At 60.3% G+C, this 15,602-nt stretch carries 14 protein-coding genes; 4 read left to right on the forward strand and 10 right to left on the reverse strand.

Going from position 1 to position 15,602, the window contains the following annotated elements; genetic code table 11:
* Window positions 1-30: 30 nt before the first annotated feature.
* Entirely contained in the window at window positions 31-1,542 is a 1,512-nt protein-coding gene (locus NCHU2750_RS15600; protein WP_119941344.1) for a lipopolysaccharide biosynthesis protein, read from the reverse strand.
* Between the two features lie 108 nt (window positions 1,543-1,650).
* Window positions 1,651-2,559: a glycosyltransferase family 2 protein gene (locus NCHU2750_RS15605; RefSeq protein WP_119943406.1), complete on the reverse strand. Its 909-nt coding sequence runs from the start codon at window positions 2,557-2,559 to the stop codon at window positions 1,651-1,653.
* A 360-nt stretch (window positions 2,560-2,919) separates the two neighbouring features.
* On the opposite strand from NCHU2750_RS15605, the gene NCHU2750_RS15610 reads away from it, so the two are divergent.
* The gene (locus NCHU2750_RS15610) at window positions 2,920-3,882 is read left to right on the forward strand and encodes a glycosyltransferase family 2 protein (RefSeq protein WP_119941345.1); all 963 of its coding nucleotides are present in this window, start codon (window positions 2,920-2,922) and stop codon (window positions 3,880-3,882) included.
* Window positions 3,883-3,952: 70 nt separating this feature from the next.
* Here NCHU2750_RS15610 and NCHU2750_RS15615 read toward each other — a convergent pair whose 3' ends face one another.
* Together NCHU2750_RS15615 and NCHU2750_RS15620 are read right to left on the reverse strand one after the other, a co-directional pair.
* On the reverse strand, window positions 3,953-4,960 hold the full coding sequence (locus tag NCHU2750_RS15615; RefSeq protein WP_119941346.1) for a glycosyltransferase family 2 protein: 1,008 nt from the start codon (window positions 4,958-4,960) through the stop codon (window positions 3,953-3,955).
* A 154-nt stretch (window positions 4,961-5,114) separates the two neighbouring features.
* Complete coding sequence (locus tag NCHU2750_RS15620; RefSeq protein WP_119941347.1) at window positions 5,115-5,411, reverse strand: exopolysaccharide production repressor protein; 297 nt, start codon at window positions 5,409-5,411, stop codon at window positions 5,115-5,117.
* A 725-nt stretch (window positions 5,412-6,136) separates the two neighbouring features.
* Between NCHU2750_RS15620 and NCHU2750_RS15625 the strand changes: the two genes are divergently transcribed.
* The 3 genes from NCHU2750_RS15625 (at window position 6,137) to NCHU2750_RS15635 (ending at window position 9,648) form a co-directional block, all read left to right on the forward strand.
* The gene (locus NCHU2750_RS15625; RefSeq protein WP_119941348.1) at window positions 6,137-6,817 is read left to right on the forward strand and encodes a sugar transferase; all 681 of its coding nucleotides are present in this window, start codon (window positions 6,137-6,139) and stop codon (window positions 6,815-6,817) included.
* 94 nt (window positions 6,818-6,911) lie between these two features.
* Complete coding sequence (locus NCHU2750_RS15630; protein WP_119941349.1) at window positions 6,912-8,351, forward strand: polysaccharide biosynthesis/export family protein; 1,440 nt, start codon at window positions 6,912-6,914, stop codon at window positions 8,349-8,351.
* Window positions 8,352-8,361: 10 nt separating this feature from the next.
* Window positions 8,362-9,648: an O-antigen ligase family protein gene (locus tag NCHU2750_RS15635; protein ID WP_119941350.1), complete on the forward strand. Its 1,287-nt coding sequence runs from the start codon at window positions 8,362-8,364 to the stop codon at window positions 9,646-9,648.
* A gap of 280 nt (window positions 9,649-9,928) precedes the next feature.
* On the opposite strand, the gene minE is transcribed toward NCHU2750_RS15635, so the two are convergent.
* The 6 genes from minE to denD form a co-directional block, all read right to left on the reverse strand.
* The gene (gene minE, locus NCHU2750_RS15640) at window positions 9,929-10,186 is read right to left on the reverse strand and encodes a cell division topological specificity factor MinE (protein WP_119941351.1); all 258 of its coding nucleotides are present in this window, start codon (window positions 10,184-10,186) and stop codon (window positions 9,929-9,931) included.
* Complete coding sequence (gene minD, locus NCHU2750_RS15645; protein WP_119941352.1) at window positions 10,183-10,998, reverse strand: septum site-determining protein MinD; 816 nt, start codon at window positions 10,996-10,998, stop codon at window positions 10,183-10,185. The genes minE and minD overlap by 4 nt, the downstream gene beginning before the upstream one ends.
* Before the next feature lie 32 nt (window positions 10,999-11,030).
* Window positions 11,031-11,783 (reverse strand): septum site-determining protein MinC, encoded by a 753-nt coding sequence (gene minC, locus NCHU2750_RS15650; protein WP_119941353.1) that lies wholly within the window; start codon window positions 11,781-11,783, stop codon window positions 11,031-11,033.
* Window positions 11,784-12,092: 309 nt separating this feature from the next.
* Window positions 12,093-13,397, reverse strand: coding sequence for an MFS transporter (locus tag NCHU2750_RS15655; RefSeq protein ID WP_119943408.1), 1,305 nt, complete (start codon window positions 13,395-13,397; stop codon window positions 12,093-12,095).
* Window positions 13,398-13,724: 327 nt separating this feature from the next.
* Window positions 13,725-14,618, reverse strand: a complete 894-nt coding sequence (locus tag NCHU2750_RS15660; RefSeq protein WP_119941354.1) for an NAD(P)-dependent oxidoreductase — start codon at window positions 14,616-14,618, stop codon at window positions 13,725-13,727.
* Window positions 14,615-15,598 (reverse strand): D-erythronate dehydrogenase, encoded by a 984-nt coding sequence (gene denD, locus NCHU2750_RS15665; RefSeq protein WP_119941355.1) that lies wholly within the window; start codon window positions 15,596-15,598, stop codon window positions 14,615-14,617. Before denD ends, NCHU2750_RS15660 begins: the two co-directional genes overlap by 4 nt.
* Window positions 15,599-15,602: the final 4 nt, after the last annotated feature.

Genomic DNA, 15,602 nt, shown 5'->3' on the forward strand with positions numbered 1-15,602 from the left:
ACGTAAAACTCTGAAATTCCGGAACGGTTGTTATCTCTGGGCAACAAGCCTGAAGCGTGAAGGCAGCATCGACATGACCATCGCCAGATAGGGCCGGATCATGCTGAAGGCGAACAGGAACATGAAGGCGGCATAGACGATGGCGCCAAGCACGATGCAGATCCCCGTCGCAAGCCAGGCCGGCGTCACCGCCGCCATGATCTCGGGCTTGGCGAGCCACACGCAGATGGCCATGACCAGCGATCCGGCAAACGGCATGGCGATCGCCTTCATCGTTCCGAGCGGATCGATATTGGCAAAGCGCTTCAGCACATATTGCTGGTAAGGCATGGTAAGCCAGGCCCGCAGCGCATAGCCTGCGGCAACCGCAACGATCCCGTAGGGCACAAGCACCCAAGTCAGCGCCACCGTCAGCGCAAGCTGCAGGGCGGCAACCGACAGGATGCTTTCCGCCCGATTGACGGCGGCAAGCGCGGAAGAGGCGAACACGTTCATCACGAACGGCACCGCCATCATCACCAGCACGGTGGCTACATCGCCGGCATTGCCCCACTTGTTGCCGAACAGGAAGGTGATGAGCTGATCGGACAGCGCCCCGAAGCCGAGAAGCAGCGGGAACGTGCCGAGCGCCGCAAGGCTGACGATCCGGTTGTAGGCATTGCGGAACGCCGTCGGATCGTTCTGCAGCTTCGACAGCGTCACCAGCGCCACGCTGCCGATCGGCGACAGCACCGCCTGCGAGATCAACTCGATCAGCCGCCAGGCGATACGATAGCGCCCGACTTCAGTCGAACCATACCAGCGCGAGATGAAGATGTCCTGCACGCGGGCAAGCAGCATCCACAAAAGCTGGCTGACGACGAGGCTGATGCTGAACAGGAAGATCGACTTGAAGATCTGAAAATTGAAGCGGAGCTTCGGGATCCAGCGATAGGAAAGCCAGCCGAGCACGACGATGACGACGGCGTTGACGGCGGTCTGCGCCACCAGTGCCCAGACACCCCAGCCGAGCAGAGCGGCGGCAACGGCCGTCACGCCCGAAAGAAGGCTCGCGGCAATGCTTTGTGCGGCGAGGTTCTTGTGGCCGAAATCGCGGGCCAGCCGGGCATTGTGGATGACGGCGAGCGACGACAGCGGCAGAAGCGGCGCAAGCCATTCGAGGATCGGAGTAACGGCCGGATCCCTGACCAGCGTACCATAGGCGGGTGCGGCAAAGAAGATGATCAGCGCCACCGAGACGCTGAAGGCGAGCGACGCCCAGAATGCGGTATCGGCCAGTTCCTCGTCGAGTTCCAGCTGGCGGGTAACGGCGTCACCCAGCCCCGCATAGGCAAGCACCCTGCCGATCTCGACGAAAAGGCTTGCCAGCGCGAACGTGCCGAAATCGGCCGGCCCCAATATCCGCGCCAGCACCAGAAAGATGATGAAGGTGGCAACCGTGCTCCACCCGACGCGCACGATCGACCAGAGGATCGACGTCGCGGTTTTTTTCTTCAGGTCGCCACTGTCAACAGCGCTAACTTCGGCGGCACTCACATCCATGAATAATCCAATCGATTAGATCGACGACTAAGGTGGAACCATGCGCGACATGCTTAGGACGCGAATGTGAAAACGGCGCAATGGCCCGGCAATTAGCGGCGCCTTGCCTCAGGAAGCCGCGGGCCGCCGCCAATAGGCGATGACGCCGGCAAGATTCTGCTGCACGGTCGCCCGGTAGGTCAGCCCCATGGCGGCATCGAGCTTGCGGCCGCCAAACGCCTCCTTCAGCGCCTGGCGGATATCCCACCGCAACATGCCGCGCATGTTGGAACGGCGGTCGAACATGTATTTGGCGTAAAGCGCACCATTGCCGTAGGAATAGCCGTTGTGCAGCTTTCTGATGTCCTTCAGGTCGCGCCGGCCATGGAAATGCTTGACCTTCAGTTCCGGCCTGTATTCGACGGTGATGCCGGCCGCAAAGGCGCGGTGGATATAATCCGTATCCTCGCCGGAACGGAACTCGGCGCCAGCGCCGAAACGCGGATCGAACAGGCCGATCTTCTCGACCAGTTCCTTCGGGAACGCCATGTTGCAACCGTGGATGAAACCACCCGCGTGCAGGTCATGCGTCAGCACCGCCCGTTCGACATCGGTCTTGATGGTGATCGGCAGGTCGCGCTCGTCGCCGAGATCGACCCGTCCGCCGCGCATGACGATCTGGGCGTCATCGGCAAACAGTCCGGCCAGCACGTTGAAATAATCCGGCGCGACCTCGCAGTCGTCGTCGGTAAACGCAAGAATGCGCCCCGTCGCCGCTGTGATGCCGGCATTGCGGGCATTCGACAGGCCCGGCTTCGTCTCATGCACGATCGTCACCGGCATCGGTGCCGTAGCGCTCCACTGGCGCACGATATCGGACGTTCCGTCCGTGGAATTGTTGTCGACAAACACCAGTTCCAGCGACATGCCCGTGGCATTGAGCGCCGCTCTGGTCAAAGCATCGAAACATCCAGACAGCGCATGTGCCCTGTTTCTAGACGAGATGACGACACTGAAATCAACAGCCTGGGGGAGCATCGCGTTCCCTTCAACGATCAAATCAATTTCCGCCAGATGACACCAGACGGCATCGTTTGGCGGCACGGTTCGTTATTGCACTGCAGCACATTTGATCCGCAGAGAGAAGCTGAAAATGTGTTAATTTCATGTTTCCGCAACCCGGCCAAAAGCCCTATGCCGACCGGCCCGTTAACGCTGCGAACGAAGCGTATCCTTTTGGTTCAAGGGCTTGCAGCAATATCTGCTCTTGCTTTTGCCGCAGTTCTCCTCTTCTTTTCGGCAGTGCAAAAATGGTGGATGGTCGCAACGGTAACGCGATCAGCGACCCGCAGAACATGCCGGGAGGCCACCTTTCCGAGCAACGGAGGCCGAGACGAAATGGCGACTTTCACCATAGTCATTCCCTTCTATCAGAAAGAAAAAGGCATTCTTTCCCGCGCGCTGGAGACGATCTTCGCGCAGACGTTCCAGGACTTCGACATCGTCGTCGTCGACGACGAATCACCTCTGCCCGCCGATGTCGAACTGGCGGATGCGCCCGCGGAGTGGTCGGCGAAAATCCGCGTCGTCAAGCAGAAGAACGGCGGGCCGGGTGCCGCCCGCAATACCGGCCTCGACAACGTGCCGGCCGAAACGCAATTCGTCGCCCTGCTCGATTCCGACGATATGTGGCTGCCCGACCACCTGAGGAACGCCCATAACTTCATGACCCGCTTCGGCGCCGAATGCTACTGGGCCTCGATGCAGGAAAGCGAAGAATTCTATTACCATTACGGCATGGCGAAGCTGGCCGAAAAGGAAGGCGGAGAGGTGCTGGCGCAGGCTCCGCTCGTGCTCGAAATCCCCAACCTCGCCAGCGTCATGCTGAAGGACTGGGCCTTCCTCCACCTGAGCTGCATGGTGATCGCACGACCGCTGTTCACCACCGTGCGATTCGACCCCATCCTGCGGCTCGCCGCCGAGGATGTGCTGTTTTTCGCCGACTGCATTCTCAAGTCCCGCCGCACGATCCTGTGCGACGCGCCGGGCGCGGCCAGAGGCATGGGCGTCAACATCTTCCACGGCATCGACAACCAGTCGCCGCAGTTCTTGAAGCAGCAGTTCAACACGCTGGTGGCACTCGATACGCTGCAGAAGCGTTTCGAAAACCGCCCCGCCGACATCGCCTCGATTGCCGTCTACAAGGATACCACCCGCCGCCAGGCCCTGTGGAGCCAGGCCGGCCGGCTGAAGCGCCGCCAGTCGCCGGATTTCAGCCTCCTGGCACGCTGGGTCATGCGCGATCCGGCCATACTCGGTGCCGCCATGCGGCTTGGCGCCGGCAAGATGCGGGTAGGATGAAAAAGGCAGGATCACGGGCATAGGGGAACGGGGGCGCTCTGCCCGCCCTCCCCTTTCGCCCGATCGGGCTTTACGAACCGCCGACAGGAACCCCCGCCAGCAGATAGCGCGGCGAGGTGGGTAGCGATGCGGCCGAAGCGGCATCGCTGCGGCGAAGCGCATCGTATTTGTCATGGAAAATGCCGAGGGCGACCGCCGGAATGGCACCCGGTCGCGACAGCATATGCCTTATCGCACCGCCCTTGCCCGCTTCCCGCTTCACATCGAGAAAAGCCCTGAGTTCGTATCTGTCGCGGATATGGTCGCGATGCTGAGTGATGACGGCCCGCGCATCCGCCGACAACGACGATTGCGACAGGATGGCATTGTCCGCCTCGAAAAGCCGCCGCAGGTCTTCCGTCCGGTGCCTGCTGCTCAGGGAATCGCCGCGCACGACAGCACCATAGCCGCAATGCTCGATCACCTTGTAGCGCGCCCCGAGCGCCAGCGCCCGCACATAGAAGTCGTAATCCTCGCCAAGCCGCAGCTCTTCGTCATAGACGAGACCATTCCCGACGATGAACTCCCGCCGCATGATCGGTTTGAGAAAGCCCGTCTCGCCCCGCGGCTTGCCGCGACGTGAAATATTGCCCTCGACGAACTGCACGAGCGACATCGTCCGTGCCCTCGACTGAAAACGGGCCGGTGACGAGAGCGCAGCCGGATCGGCAACGAAAGCGATATTGTCGGCGATGAAATCCCAGTCGGTTTCAGCCAGCATCGGCGCAAACCGACCCGGAAAGAAGAAATCGTCCGCATCCAGGATGGCGATCAGCGGCGCAGTGCTTTGTGCAATCGCTGCATTGCGGGCAGCCGACGGCCCGCGATTTCTCTCGAAAGAGATGATCTTGATGCGCCCGCTGCCGTCATCGGAGGCAAGCGCTGCCTTGTCGGTTCCGTCGCTTGATCCGTCGTCGACGACGACGACCTCCGACACCATGTCTTCGCGGAGCGCGCTCTCGACCGCAAGCCCTATTGTATCTGCAGCATTTTTTGCCGCGATGATGACGCAGATCGTTTGAATAGCGGCTTCAGCCATAACCCTCTCCATCGCCTGTCCCGTCACTTACGGATCATGACTATGAAACTTAGGAAAATGGCAGCGATGTGAAAGAGCTAAATTTGAGGGGCCGGACTCGGGCTCACGCAACAGGTGGAGCGACACCAGCCCGGCCAAACAGCTGACGGGAATTTTACCGATCGTGAATATGCAGCCTTGCGGCCGCGTCGGCAGTAATATTATCGCGAGCGGGCTGCACCTCTGGCCTCGACTTTCCGGAAACGGCATCCGCAGAGTGTACCGCGTCCTTTTCCTGCTGCTCGCGCCTGACCAGATAGACGATGCCGATAAAATAACCGACCTGAAGTATTACTGCGCAAAGAATAGTCTCAAGGAAAGCTGTCAGAAATGAACCCGTCATCACATACGCAGCCACCGCAAACACGGTGAGAGTGCATATCATGCTGACGAACACGCGTGGTGCGTACATGGTCATTCCTCCCGGGGGGATTTTCTTATGGATTTATCGACGAGATCGATCCCTTCCCACGGCCTCTACATTACGGCCCAAACGGAAAGGTTTCAAGATTTGTGCGACTACGGAAATTTTGGCCAGTTAATCTTCTGTAAGATTCCTTAGCCGGCCCATTATCGGGGCTTAAAACGGTTCAATACCGGGTTACCACATATATGCACCATATTTTCGCCACATTTACGCCAGATTTGCCGCCATTTGGAACAATGGGACATCGCCGGCCAACGCGTGGCCAGGTTATCCGATCACTTATTGTTACAAAGGTCGTGAAGCGCGATCATGCGCTTTTGCGCCGCACCATTGTATTGCAGTGCAGCAGGCCTAGGCCTTTGGTCCCAAGGCCAAGCTACTTTGGGCTTGGACCTCAAGAAGCGGCTAATGAATTGACCGCCTGAAACGACTCATAATACATTCGCGTCAAGTTTCGATTACGATGAATATTCGAGATCGATTCAATTTTACAATTGCCAGGTAGTATTTGTGTAAGGCTTTATATTTACGTTAATGCGCTGCGGCTACCACCTCACCCCTCTCGCCGGGCACGAACCGGCCCTTTCGATCATAGCCGCCAAAATTTTTATCTGGCATCAAATTCAGAACACAGACTTATTATCACATAACCGCTCAGTGATGCGCCGATAAGGCACCGACTATCGCAAAACCTAAATGGAGTCCTCTCTATGAAGTCAGCGACACGTTCGGCAGATACGCCGCTATCCGAACTGGATCATTCTGCCGTTGGCCTCCCCATCGGTGGTCTTGTGAAACGTACGTTCGATATTACCTCCGCAGGCTTGGCCCTGATTGTTTTCAGCCCCATCTTTTTGATGATCATGGGGCTGGTGAAGTTCACCGATAAAGGCCCTGCCTTTTACGGACACACACGGATCGGCCATAAGGGCCGGGCCTTCAAATGCCTCAAGTTCCGCACCATGGCGGTCAACGGCGAGGAAATTCTCCGCAACCACCTGAGGGACAATCCCGAGGCGGCTGAGGAATGGCGTGCGACGCGCAAGCTCAAGGACGATCCCCGCGTGACGGCGGTCGGCCGTGTGCTGCGCAAGCTCAGCCTTGATGAACTACCGCAACTGCTCAACATCGTCCGCGGTGAAATGAGCGTTGTTGGTCCGCGGCCGGTCGTCGACGACGAGTTGAAAGTCTATGACAGCTCTGCCGTCTATTACCTGCAGACCCGCCCTGGCCTGACTGGCCTGTGGCAGATCAGCGGCCGCAACGACGTCTCCTACGAGACCCGCATCGCGTTCGACACGCAATATGTCCAGAACTGGTCGCTGGTACAGGATGTGTCGATCATTCTGAAGACAATCCCTGCCGTCTGCCTCGCACGCGGCAGCTATTGAGGCCTCTATCGAGCGCGCCACCGGACAATCGCTTGCGGCGCGCAAGAGCCTCCTCCAACTACCCGAAATGAAATAGCAGAACCTAGGAGATCGAATGGATATCCGACCGGTCCTTTCTCGCGGCTTCCCGACGCTGGCAATAGCGGCGGGAACTGTCGTCTTGTCGCTCGCCACATCGGCGATCGCAGAGGATGCAGTAAAGTCAGGCTCCCAGACGAAGACCAGCAAGCCCGTGCAACAGGCCCAGGCTGCGACGACGGCTCAACCGCCTGCCCCCGCGACGACCCCGGCCCCAGCAACGTCCGCAACCGCAGCACCCGCTCCGGTACCGGCGGTAACGGCATCAAGCTCTCCATCGACGACCAAAGGCAAGGACGGCGCCTATCGCCTCGGCGTCATGGACAAGCTCAAGATCCGTGTTGCCGAATGGCAGCCGGCCGACGGCAGCATTCGTGACTGGGACGCGGTCAGCGGCGACTACATGGTCGGCCCGTCGGGGGCTCTCTCCCTCCCCTTCATCGGCGACCTGGAAGCCGCCGGAAAGACCACCAGCGAAGTAGGTGAGGCGATCGGCAAGGAATTGCAGAGCAAGTTCGCCCTGCGCAATCTTCCCTCGGCTTCCGTCGAGATTTCCGAGTTTCGCCCGGTATTCCTCGCCGGCGACGTCGACAAGCCCGGCGAATATGCCTATTCGCCGAATCTGACCGTGTTGAAGGCGATCAGCCTTGCAGGTGGCCTCCGCAAGTCCGATGCGGGCCAGCGCTTCGCCCGCGACTTCATCAATGCGAAGGGCGACGCACAGGTCAACGAGTCCTCGCGCGGACGCCTGCTCGTCAAACGCGCCCGCCTGATGGCCGAGATCGCCAATTCGCCCGAAATTGCGATGCCCGAAGAGATCAAGGCCCTGCCGAACGCCAGGGAATTGATGGCGAGCGAAGCCGCACTGATGAAATCGCGGCGCCAGCGCTACGACCTGCAGCTGAAGGCGCTGGATGATCTGAAGACGCTGCTGAACACTGAAATCCAGTCGCTGGCGCAGAAGTCCACCACGCAGCAGCGCCAGATGCAGCTGTTCAATGACGACCGAGACCGTATGGCAAAGCTGTCGGAACAGGGCCTGGCGACGTCCAGCCGCCGTCTTTCGGCGGAAGAGCGTGCGTCGGACCTCGAATCCAACATGCTGGACACCGATACCGCCTCGCTCCGCGCCAAGCAGGACGTCACCAAGGCCAACCAGGACGAGATCAACCTGCGCAACGACTGGGATGCCCAGTGTGCCCAGGATCTGCAGGACACCGAGGCCCAGTTGGAAAAACTTGACCTGCAACTGTCCACCAACCGCGCCTTGATGTCTGAAGCCCTTGCCCAGTCGGCGGAGGCGCTGAAATTCGATCCATCCGCCAAGGATGCGTCGATCAAGTACATGATCGTCAGGGATACCGGCGACGGGCCGAAACAGATCCCCGTCGACGAGAACGCCATGCTGCGTCCGGGCGACGTGATCAAGGTGTCGTCAGAACTTCTGATGCAGTAACAGGTGCCGAATGAAGATCAGTCGGTCCATGTTGGTCGACCCAGAGCGAAACCAGCTCTACGGGATAGCGGCGGTTTCGCTGTCCTTCATAGTGTTTGCCTATTCCAGCCGTTTCGGCCAGATCTCCATCCTGGCTTTCTACGCGGTGTGGTTCCCGCTTGTGCTCGTCGACTACAAGCGGGTTCTCGGCAATTACTTCAAATACCTCTGGATCCTCGCCTTCCCGCTCTTCTGTTTCGTCTCGGCCTTCTGGTCGCCGGCATTCGGCATTTCGCTGCGCACTGCCATCCAGTTCCTCACCCACCTCATATGCGCGCTGATCGCCATGCGAACGATCAGCGTCATCACCTTCACGCGCGGCGCCATCCTCGGTGCCGTGCTGGTCATGCTCTATTCCATGGCCTTCGGCATATACAGCTATGACTCGATGGACGGCAGTTACAGCTTCGTCGGCGCCTTTTCCTCCAAGAACCAGCTCGGCCTCTATGCCTCTCTCGGCATGGTTTTCGCCGTGCTTTACGCGGTCGTCTTTCGCCGCCGGGATATCTGGCTGGTCGGCGCGGGTGCCGCAGCGCTGCTCTGCGCCTACTGCCTCATGGCATCGCAATCGGCGACCTCGGTCATCACCACGGCGGGCCTGCTCGCTGCCTGCATGGCCTATCTGCCCTTCGGGCTTCTTGCCCCCGGCAACCGAAAGCTGATCTTCGTCGGCATTCTGGTCATTGGTCTTGCCGTCGTGGTTGCCGGGCTGCAGATGGGCGCCGTCGATGCCATCCTTGGCCTGTTTGGTAAGGATTCGACCCTCACCGGCCGCACCTTTCTCTGGCAGAACGGCATTCAGATCGCCGCCAGCAACCCGATCTTTGGGCTCGGCTACCAGGGCTTCTGGGTCGTGGGCAATCCCGAGGCGGAACGCCTATGGGATTATTTCGCCATCGACACCCGCTCGGGCTTCCACTTCCACAACACCTATATCGAGATCGTCGTCGAGACCGGCTTTGTCGGCCTGGGGCTTCTCGTCTTCGTCATGCTGCGCAATGTCTTCGGCCATCTGAACGCCATGCTGAACCGCCGCAAGGATCCGTCCTCGATCGTCCTCTTCGCCGTCAGCCTGCTTCTGCTGATGCGCTCCTTCGTCGAGATCGACGTGATCTTCCCCTACCAGATCGGCTCGTTCCTGATGTTCTATGCCGCCGGCAAGCTGACCGTGCCGTGGCGCGCGCCGGACAGGCGCCCGGTCAGACCGCCACAGCATCCTTTCGCACACGACAGCAGGGTCCGCACGGCGATATCATGAACCCTCGCTGAGGGCACGAAATAGGCGGTTCTCCGCCTGTTCCGTTGACATCACGATTACCCGAAACCCCGATGATGGCCGTGTTCGGCCATCCATGCGACGGCCGCATCGCTCGCCGAAATTCCGGCAGGCACCCTCGCCTTCTCGCTCCACCATCCCCTCTTGCCGAAGACATCCGACAAAAGCAAAAAGGGCGATCCGGAACTCCTGGTTCCGGATCGCCCTTTTTATTGCTTGGCTGAGACCGCATTGCTGCGATCTGCAGAGAGTAGAACGGGCCTCAGGCGGCCCGTGCAGCGTCGAGCGGGATTTCGACATCGATCTCGAGCATCGAGACGGTGCCGTCGCGGTCCATCTTCACCTGAACCTTGTCGCCGTCGAGCTGGACATGCTTGGCGATGACGGCGAGGATTTCCTCGCGCAGGATCGCGGCAAGATCCGAACCGCTTGCCGATCGCTCGTGGGCAAGCAGGACCTGCAGCCGCTCACGCGCTGCAGGCGCCGAGCGCGAGCGTGTGAAAAGACGCAGTATGCTCATGCGGCCTTCCTTCCGAAGATTTTTCCGAAGATGCCGCGCTTTTCGCCCGGCACCGTCACGGGTACGATTTCGCCGGCCAGACGGCGGACGGCTTCAAAATAGGCCTGGGCCGGAGCGCTGCGCTGGTCGGCGAGCGTGACCGGAGAACCGAGGTTCGAGGCCTTCAGGACATCCATGCTTTCCGGAATGATGCCGAGAAGCGGGATGGAGAGGATTTCCAGAACGTCGTCGACCTTCAGCATGTCGCCACGCTCGGCCCGAGTGGAATCGTAGCGAGTCAAGAGCAGATGCTTTTCCATTCGCTCGCCGTTTTCGGCCTTGAGCGTCTTGGAATCGAGCATGCCGATGATCCGGTCGCTGTCGCGCACCGAAGAGACTTCAGGGTTGGTGATGACGACGGCGACGTCGGCATGGCGCATGGCAAGCGTTGCGCCCTTCTCGATGCCGGCCGGGCTGTCGCAGATCACCCAGTCGAAATACTTCTTCAATTCGCCGATGACACGCTCGACGCCCTCTTCCGTCAGCGCATCCTTGTCGCGCGTCTGGGAGGCCGGCAGCAGGAACAGCGTTTCGAGCCGCTTGTCGCGGATCAGCGCCTGCGGCAGCTTGGCATCGCCATTAATGACATTGACGAGGTCATAGACCACGCGGCGCTCGGCACCCATGACGAGGTCGAGGTTGCGAAGCCCGACATCGAAATCCACGACGACGACCTTCTCGTTGCGCTGTGCCAGCGCCGCACCCAGCGCGGCGGTCGATGTTGTCTTGCCAACACCGCCCTTGCCGGACGTGACTACGATGACTTTCCCCATCTTGATCTCCTGGTGTCTGACCTTGTTGCGGTTCAGAAAAGTATGTCTGCCATGATCGTGTCGCCCTCAAGCGACAGCTGTACTGCGTGCCCGCGAAGGCTCTGATCCATGTCCTCGGCCATCTTGTAGATGCCGTCGATGGCAATCAGCTCCGCTTCGAGGCGGCGGCAGAAAATGCGTGCATTGCTGTTGCCGATCGATCCGGCCATCGCCCGGCCGCGCAGCGTGCCGTAGATGTGGATCGAACCGCCGGCGATCACTTCCGCGCCGGAGGCCACCGAACCGACGATGGTGACATCGCCTTCCGGAAAGATGATCGACTGGCCGGAACGCACCGGCTCGTCGATGGTGAGCGACTGCGGGATCGCCCTGATCTGCGGCGCCTCGGACCTCTGCGGCACGGATGCCGCGGGTTCGGCTTCCGCCTCGGCCTCGGACTGCGCCTCGCGCTCCGGCACCTCGACATCTGCGGCAGCCTTGCCACCCTTCATCGCCGGGGGCATGTCGGGAGTAAGCTGCGACGGGCGCGCGCCCTCGATACCCATAATCCGGACCTTGCGCGCGGCAAGATCGTCGATCAGTTGCTTCAGTTCCGCCTTCTTGATCGACAGTTCCGAAACATCGAGCACGACCGGCCGGTCGAGAAAGAAGCCTGCCGAGCGGGAGGCCAGATCATCGAGGCGTTCAAGCCACTGGTCGAGCGGCATGTCCGGCGAAAGAACGACCGCCAGGAACGAACGGCCCTTGATGCGAATGGAGCGAGCGTCTGTTAGCACTTTGGTCATCTACGTTAAAAAATCGTTGCCCAATGTCTACCGCTGACATGGTTAACAAATGGTTAACACGACCTCCCAAGTCTTAAGATGCGGTAAAGAAATTCGACTGGGAACAGGCCGTGTGAGCGATGGCGCAAACCTGGACGCAGAGCCTTGATCGAGGCTTATGCGCGCTGAAGGCAGGCTTTTCCAGGCGCCCCGATCATTGTTTTGCAACAGCAAAATCATGCCCGCGCGACCGATGAAAAAAAGAGGCGAGCCATAATCTGGCCCGCCCCGGTAGAATCGATCTGGCTGAAAGATCCCGCGTCGCGAGAATCAGTCTTCGTGAATATGGCTCTGATGCTTGGTGTCGCGCATCTTCACATAAACGATCAGCGAAATGGCGATCATGATCGTCACATACCAGAAGAACCAGCTCTCATGGCCGATCTGCTTGAACGTCAACGCCACGAACTCTGCCGTACCGCCGAAGATCGTGTTGGCAAGTGCGTAGGGCAGCGCCACCCCGAGCGCGCGGATATGGGCAGGAAACAGCTCTGCCTTCACCACCGCGTTGATGGACGTGTAGCCGGTGACGATCAGCAGGCCGACGAGCGAGAGCAGGAAAGCGGTGAAGGCATTCGTGGTTGCTGCGAGCGAGGTGAAGATCAAGTAGGTGAAGAGCGTGCCGAGAATACCGAAGCCGACCATCAGCGGCTTGCGGCCGATCCGGTCTGACAAGGCACCGGCCACCGGCTGGCAGAGCATGAAGACGAACAATGCCGCAGTGGTGATTTCGGTGGCAGACTCCTTGCTGAAACCGGACGTATTGACCATGAATTTCTGCAGATATGTCGTATAGGCATAGAAGGCGAGCGTACCGCCCGAGGTCAACGCAATGACCAGAAACGCTTCCTTGGGATAACGCCGGAACAATTCCCATCCGCCGGAAGACTTCTTGGCATCGCTGTCGGCATTCTTGAACGACTGGGTCTCGACCAGACCGCGGCGAATGTAGAACACCAGGATCGCCAGGACGCCGCCAATGAAGAACGGAACGCGCCAACCCCAGGACTGCAACTGCTCTGCCGAAAGCACCGCCTGCAGCACCAGCAGAACGGCGAGCGCCACGAGCTGGCCGGAAATCAGCGTCACATATTGGAAGCTGGAGAAGAAACCGCGCCGGCTGCGGCCAGCCATCTCGCTCAGATAGGTGGCACTCGCACCATATTCGCCACCGACGCTGATACCCTGCAGCAGGCGTGAGAAGACCAGGATCGCCGGCGCAAGGATACCGATGGATTGATATCCCGGCGTCACAGCGATCAGGAACGAGCCGAGACACATCAGGGTGACGGAAAGCGTCAGACCCGCCTTGCGGCCTCTTCGGTCGGCATAGATACCCATGAACCAGGCGCCGATCGGGCGCATCAGGAAACCGACGGCAAATACCGCCGCAGCACTTAGAAGCTCTGCCGTCTGGTCCCCGGACGGAAAGAAGACCGGCGCGAAATAGAGCGTGAAGGCAGAATAGACATACCAGTCGTACCATTCCACCAGGTTGCCGGCGGAGCCGCCGATGATCGATTTGAGCCTGACCTTTTCGTCGATGCGTGGCGAAGCCGCATCGTTGCGTGAAATAGTGTCCACTGCGCTGATCCATTGTTGCGGGGCGCGCGCGGCGGGCAAGCATGTCTCGAGCAGGGGAACCAGCGGGCCGCGCGGCGGGTTGGGGTGTCCCAGAACTGGGGTGTCCAGTTGTGTTACGCCCGAATTCCGGCCAACGCCAGCCTAAAACGACATGTCAATGTGACATATCGGCGCAATACCAAGTTTCGCAGCGGCGCTTGCCGCATGCGGAAAATGGCAGTTTCCTGCCACTCTCGCCTGCTTGCGGGCCGGATATTCGGCTCGCAAAATTCGCAACGGCCGACCTGTTGAAACAGGACCGGCCGTCGGCAGAGGCCATCAGGACTTCGGATTGAGCCCTTCCAGATGCAGGAGCAGGCCACTGTGGTCGCGCTCGCCACCACCCTCTGCCACGAAGTCCGAAAATGCGGCTTGTACAGCGCTGGTAAGCGGCAGTGTAAGAGCCATGTCCTTGGCCAGCGCCATCACCGCATTGAGGTCCTTCAACTGGTTTTTCGACGAACCGCCGGGCACGAAATTGCGCTCGACCATCCGCGCTCCGTGAAGCTCCAGAATGCGGCTTTCGGCAAACCCACCGCGGATCGCGTTGCGGAAGGCTTCGCGCGATGCACCGCCGGCTTCGACGAGGATCATCGCCTCGGCCACCGCGCCGATCGTCACGGCGACGATCTGCTGGTTGGCAAGCTTGCAGACCTGCCCTGCCCCGCTCGGCCCCACATGGGTGACACGGCCAAGCACTGCAAATATATCGGCGAGACTTGCAACGACTTCGGCACCGCCGCCGGCCATGATCGCAAGCGTCCCGGCATCGGCACCGACGACGCCACCGGAAACCGGCGCGTCGAGATGGCTGATGCCCATTGCGGCAAGCCTCGCCGCATGTTCACGCGCGATCGGAGGGGCGATCGAACTGGTATCGACCAGCACGGCACCCTTTTTCATCGCTATGGCCACGCCGTTGTCGAACAGAACCGTGCCGACGACATTGCCATCGGTCAGCATGGTGAACACGACATCCGCATCGCGCACCGCCTCCGCCGGCACATCCGCGACAACAGCACCATCGGCCTCGAGCGCCTTTGCCTTTGCCGTGTCACGGTTCCACACCGTGATCGGATAGCCCGCACGCGCAAGCCGCCGCGCCATCGGGCCGCCCATAAGGCCGAGCCCGAGAAAGGCGATCCTCGTCGTTTTTCTTTCACCCTGGCTCATAGCTTGCCCCCGAGCTCATCCTCGATATGGACCTGGATGATCTCGTCGAAATTCTTTTCCGAGGTGAAGCCGAGTTCGGTGGCCCGCTTTGCCTCGAAGCCCGGCGCCCAGCCGGCCACCATGTTCATGATCATCTCGTCCGGCTGGCGGCGGATCAGCTTCACCGCATCCTCGCCGGCAACCCGGCGCAGAGCCTCGATCTGTTCGCCCACCGTGGCACTGACACCCGGCATCGACAGGCTGCGGCGCCAGCCGAGCTTCGTCAGGTCGAGACCTGCGGCATGGATCAGGAAACCGACTGCCGAGCGTGGCGACGTATGCCAGTGGCGCACATCGTCGGACACCGGCAGGATCGCCTCCTGTCCGACCAGCGGCTCGCGCAAAATGCCGGAGAAGAAGCCAGAGGCCGCCTTGTTGGGCTTGCCGGGGCGAATGCAGACGGTGGGAAGCCGGATGCCGATCCCGTCGAAGAAACCACGACGGCTGTAATCGGCCAGCAGAAGCTCGCTCATTGCCTTCTGCGTGCCGTAACTTGTCAGCGGCGTCAGATGGAACTCGTCGGGGATCGGGAAGGGCAGCGGCGCGCCGACGACTGCGACCGACGAGGTGAAGATCATCTTGGGGAAATAGCCATCCTTCTGGTTCTGCAGACGGATGGCATCGAACAGGAAGCGCGTGCCGTCGAGATTGACGCGGTACCCCTTGTCGAAATCGAGCTCGGCTTCGCCCGAGACGATCGCCGCGAGGTGGAAAATCACCTCAGGGCGCGCTGAAATCAGTTTTTCAGCCTCGCCCGGCTGACTGAAATCCGAGGCCAGCGTCACGACCTTGCCGGAAAATCCTGCCGGCTTTTCCGGCTCGATCACATCTGCCAGCGTCAACGCATCGATCGGCTTGCCGTCTAGCTTGCCTTCCGCAACGAGACGCTGGGTGAGCTTGCGACCGACCATGCCGGCAGCACCGATAACAAGAATATGCATGATT

It is taken from the genome of Neorhizobium sp. NCHU2750 (genome assembly GCF_003597675.1).
GTDB lineage: Bacteria > Pseudomonadota > Alphaproteobacteria > Rhizobiales > Rhizobiaceae > Neorhizobium.

What these genes read in the sequence shown, in the direction of transcription:
- NCHU2750_RS15600 (WP_119941344.1), bottom strand. Translation starts at nt 1,542, where the DNA reads ATGGATGTGAGTGCCGCCGAAGTTAGCGCTGTTGACAGTGGCGACCTG.
- NCHU2750_RS15605 (WP_119943406.1), bottom strand. Translation starts at nt 2,559, where the DNA reads ATGCTCCCCCAGGCTGTTGATTTCAGTGTCGTCATCTCGTCTAGAAAC.
- NCHU2750_RS15610 (WP_119941345.1), top strand. Translation starts at nt 2,920, where the DNA reads ATGGCGACTTTCACCATAGTCATTCCCTTCTATCAGAAAGAAAAAGGC.
- NCHU2750_RS15615 (WP_119941346.1), bottom strand. Translation starts at nt 4,960, where the DNA reads ATGGCTGAAGCCGCTATTCAAACGATCTGCGTCATCATCGCGGCAAAA.
- NCHU2750_RS15620 (WP_119941347.1), bottom strand. Translation starts at nt 5,411, where the DNA reads ATGTACGCACCACGCGTGTTCGTCAGCATGATATGCACTCTCACCGTG.
- NCHU2750_RS15625 (WP_119941348.1), top strand. Translation starts at nt 6,137, where the DNA reads ATGAAGTCAGCGACACGTTCGGCAGATACGCCGCTATCCGAACTGGAT.
- NCHU2750_RS15630 (WP_119941349.1), top strand. Translation starts at nt 6,912, where the DNA reads ATGGATATCCGACCGGTCCTTTCTCGCGGCTTCCCGACGCTGGCAATA.
- NCHU2750_RS15635 (WP_119941350.1), top strand. Translation starts at nt 8,362, where the DNA reads ATGAAGATCAGTCGGTCCATGTTGGTCGACCCAGAGCGAAACCAGCTC.
- minE (WP_119941351.1), bottom strand. Translation starts at nt 10,186, where the DNA reads ATGAGCATACTGCGTCTTTTCACACGCTCGCGCTCGGCGCCTGCAGCG.
- minD (WP_119941352.1), bottom strand. Translation starts at nt 10,998, where the DNA reads ATGGGGAAAGTCATCGTAGTCACGTCCGGCAAGGGCGGTGTTGGCAAG.
- minC (WP_119941353.1), bottom strand. Translation starts at nt 11,783, where the DNA reads ATGACCAAAGTGCTAACAGACGCTCGCTCCATTCGCATCAAGGGCCGT.
- NCHU2750_RS15660 (WP_119941354.1), bottom strand. Translation starts at nt 14,618, where the DNA reads ATGAGCCAGGGTGAAAGAAAAACGACGAGGATCGCCTTTCTCGGGCTC.
- denD (WP_119941355.1), bottom strand. Translation starts at nt 15,598, where the DNA reads ATGCATATTCTTGTTATCGGTGCTGCCGGCATGGTCGGTCGCAAGCTC.